The organism is Acinetobacter sp. YH12236 (assembly GCF_013417645.1).
GTDB lineage: Bacteria > Pseudomonadota > Gammaproteobacteria > Pseudomonadales > Moraxellaceae > Acinetobacter.
Genome location: NZ_VPDM01000070.1, coordinates 1 through 2,656, shown reverse-complemented (window position 1 = coordinate 2,656; position 2,656 = coordinate 1). Strand labels below are relative to the sequence as shown.

General features: G+C 35.2%; 2 protein-coding genes. Both read left to right on the top strand.

Annotation, left to right across the window (positions count from 1 at the left end; translation table 11 throughout):
* Nucleotides 1-1,075: 1,075 nt before the first annotated feature.
* Nucleotides 1,076-1,414: a hypothetical protein gene (locus FTV14_RS15815; RefSeq protein WP_114237945.1), complete on the top strand. Its 339-nt coding sequence runs from the start codon at nt 1,076-1,078 to the stop codon at nt 1,412-1,414.
* 136 nt (nt 1,415-1,550) lie between these two features.
* Nucleotides 1,551-2,351, top strand: a complete 801-nt coding sequence (locus FTV14_RS15810; RefSeq protein WP_114237944.1) for a DUF2310 family Zn-ribbon-containing protein — start codon at nt 1,551-1,553, stop codon at nt 2,349-2,351.
* Nucleotides 2,352-2,656: the final 305 nt, after the last annotated feature.

Below are 2,656 nucleotides of genomic sequence, written 5' to 3'. Positions count from 1 at the left end.
GCTTTTTTAGCGTTGGTGCAGTGTCTATAACTGTCTTTAAATCCATAAATAGGTGTCCACTTAAATTTTAGTGGACACTATCGCGGTATTAATGAGTTAGAAAAAGTGGGGCTCAGCGGACGCTTACTATATTAGGGGTCAGCACAGAAAACGGAAATTATAGGGCGGTAAGTACATTTATTTACTTCTATGTAGTTGTTATTTAAGAACTTCGTTAAAAATCTTTCAATTAAATTGCATGTTGCCAATCTCTAGCAGACAGGCAAAGCATAAAAATATAAATCTTTGATTTTAATAAATTAATTAGTCGACAAAATTCCTTGTCGTACTATTTTCTCCAAATTCTGGGGTAACCCCTATCAAATCAAAAACTCGATGATATGCGTCATTTAGTTGATCAAATACCTTCTTACGGCAGTCAATCTATACCTAAAATAAACGATCCTAGTTGGGAGGGGTTATTAGATGATCGGAGAATATCTTGGAATATGAACGACATCACCATAATAGAAAGGCTAGTACTTATTTATTATACTTTTAGTATGAAGGTTCTTAGTGTTTTCAATCAAGAATTTGCAGAGAGAGGAGTTTCTTTTTCATACTCTGATTAGTATGCCTATGGCAAACCAATTTCACTGCTTCGGTACCCTAGTGAGGACTAGAACCTTAGGCTGTAGGCTAATGATATTGGTATATTGAGTTATTTAGGTAGTCGCGGTGTACTTCATGGTGTATAGAAAGTTAGTTTTTCGAGCTAATAAAGCCATTTTGACAAAATTTAAGAAGTATTTTAGAAAACTAGATAGTTACACAGAATTTAGGGTAGTCTCAAAATGAAAGTTATAACTAATGGTTCTTTAACATCTTCTAATTCCTTTGGTGAAAAATAAGATTCCATTTTATGCTTAACTCTCAACTTTTTTTCGCTAAATCATTTATTTTACGAAGGTTAGACTTTCAATATTAAACTTACAATTCTTGTAATACAGCCATTCCAATAGGCTTAAGAAGTTGAGAGTGGCATTTCTTGCATAGAATTATTTTGTATTAAATAAAATAACTAAAGGTTTGGCTCGTGAAGATCTCAATAAGAAAACTGTATGTAATTAGCTTAAGTGCATTAATTACTGTGGCTTGTTCCAGTCAAAGTGAATCAGAAGGGATGCTAATTATAAATAACAAAACCTCCGAAGATATAACTAAGGTTAATTTAACTTATAAAACCACTAATAAATCAGAAAATATAGGTAATTTATCTCCTAATCAATCATTTAAGTATCCTATAAAATATTCTGACACCGAAGACTCTATAGTAATTACATATACTGATAGTAATAATACAGTGCATAAGGATGTAGCTGTTCCTTATTTCGGTAAATATGATAAGAAAAATTATAGTTATAATATCAAGTAGTTTAAGTATTATTAATATTTAGAGTGTACGGCATTGACGGTATAGGTTAAATTGACACTACAAGACAGCACTTTAACCAATTTCAACAGCAACATCCCCAAATATATTTAATATAAATTAAGCATGAGATATAAAAATGCACGCCTTTGATATTATCATACCCCAATATACAGGTATCGCTGAAGATGATGATAGCCACGACCATGATGTATTTTGTTATTTAGGAAATTTAGAAGGCAACGGACAAATATTACCCCGTAACCATCATTTAGCTGTTAGCCAAAATGATATTACTCGCGTGACTGTGGTGTGTCCTGAAATGGATGCCCTTGACCGTAAAAATATGAACAGCTATGCCCAAGAAATGCACAATAAAATCGAACAGTTAGCAGGTAAACCCATTCAAACCTTGTATATCGGAGAAGACCATGACTATCCTCTTCCCCGTTATGCCGTACCAACGCAATCTGAATTTTACATGTTGCGTTGGGGCTGGAGTTCGCCTTTACTAGATGGAGTAACCTTACAAGGCATTCCTCTATATAAAATCCCATATACCCAACCTGATCACCCTTGTTATGATAATGTGTGGTCATGGTATCGTCAGGCTGAAGCGTTATATCGTTTGTGGCTTGGTTCTCAACCAGTAAGTGAAGCCTTTGCCTTAGAGCAAATGCAAAATCCCAATTCTGAGCATAGCAAAATAGGTCGAGAATTGTGCCGTATCATTGAACAAAGCACAGGTGTACCCACCTATTATTTTCTAATGAATTACCGTGATTGGACACAGGCAGAAGATATGGAACAAAAATGTCCACTGACAGGGCAGGATTGGCTATTGCCTGCCAATACCTATCACTATATTGATTTTAAATGCGATGAGAGTCGTTTGGTGAGTGAGTTGAGTCAAAATTGGTCGGATGAAAGCGAGGACTGACCGAATGAAAAATTATTTGTGGTAAGCTCATAAAGCCTATCAAGCATAGAGATAAAAATAACACCCAAACTATCTGTAACCAACCGTGAATCGTCTCGATATTTTCGGAGAGTGTTTTACTGGAATCAGGTACAGGACAAGTTTATTTTCAGTATACCCTAGCGGAACCACCTAAAAAGGCACTGTTGCAAATAGGCTGACATGATAAGCTAAATATCTTATTTATTTCGAGATACAGCAGATGAATCCCTTCCACGGTCGGCACTTTCAAGGTGAAATCATTCTTTGGGCTGTTCGTTGGTATT